General features: G+C 36.8%; 2 protein-coding genes. One reads left to right on the forward strand and one right to left on the reverse strand.

What is annotated here, in order from left to right; translation table 11 throughout:
• On the forward strand, positions 1–271 hold a 271-nt coding region (locus tag AC6F75_RS13200), incomplete at its 5' end, for a glycosyltransferase family protein (RefSeq protein WP_500715557.1).
• A 10-nt stretch (positions 272–281) separates the two neighbouring features.
• Here AC6F75_RS13200 and AC6F75_RS13205 read toward each other — a convergent pair.
• Positions 282–1,021, reverse strand: a 740-nt coding sequence (locus AC6F75_RS13205; protein ID WP_500715558.1) for a T9SS type A sorting domain-containing protein, incomplete at its 5' end; no start/stop codon positions are given.

Here is a 1,021-nt window from a genome sequence, read left to right on the forward strand (position 1 = left end):
GGGATACAATGCCCTGGAAGCCATGGCCAAAGGGAAAGTGGTCTTTACAGGTGCCGAAAAAGAGTTTTTGGAGCATTACAATTTACAGGAAGATGAAGTGTGTATCAACGCCTTGCCTAATGTAGATGCTTTAGTTGAAAAACTGAGTTGGCTGATTGAAAACCCGGAAGAAATCACACGAATTGGTCAAAACGCCCGTGCATTTATTGAGCGGGAGCACCATTATGTAAAAGTTGCTCAAAAGTATTTGGATGTCTGGAAACACCCCTAAAATTTAAATGTTACTTTTTAATAAATTTCTGTACTGCTTTTTGCCCGTCAACACTTGTAACCGAAATAAAATAAAGTCCTGCAGCAAGTTTTGAAACATCATAAGTATTGGTTTCCGAAACCAAAGAAATTTTAATCCCGTTCAGGGTATAAATCTCAACTGCATCAACTTCACTTTTTAATCCCGTAAGGGTAAGGATATTTGAAGCGGGATTAGGTACAATTGAAAAAGTGAGGATTTCATTTTCCTGAAGTGACAAAATTTCTTCAGTATTGTATTCTATAAAATCACCATTGGATTTTTCAAGTAGCAAGCCGTATAAATTGTTACCGTAATCTGTAATAGTATAAGTGATTAATTCGTCATATGATGCAAAAAAATCCCTTTGTTTTTGTTCAAACTCATCTAATATTCCTGCGCTACAAAGTGGTTGGGAGCTTCCAGTAAAACAAGGGCCTATATCATCTTTTGCCAAACAGGCATAACCGTCAGTTTCAAAAGTAGTTCCCGTTATATTTTTAACAAATCCCAAACAAGCTTGACATACCCCGATATAAGCATCAGCAGCATTATGATTAACATCATACAAGAATTTAATTCCAATAATACAATATGTAGGCGGGTTTGCATATAAAACCGGAATCGGGATTGTATTACCATCGACCACCATTTCGGTGGCGTACCAATTGCGATCAAACAGGTCTTGCTGCTGACTTTGCGCGACTAGATATGTAAAAAATATTAATGTAA

Source organism: Planktosalinus sp., from assembly GCF_059864935.1.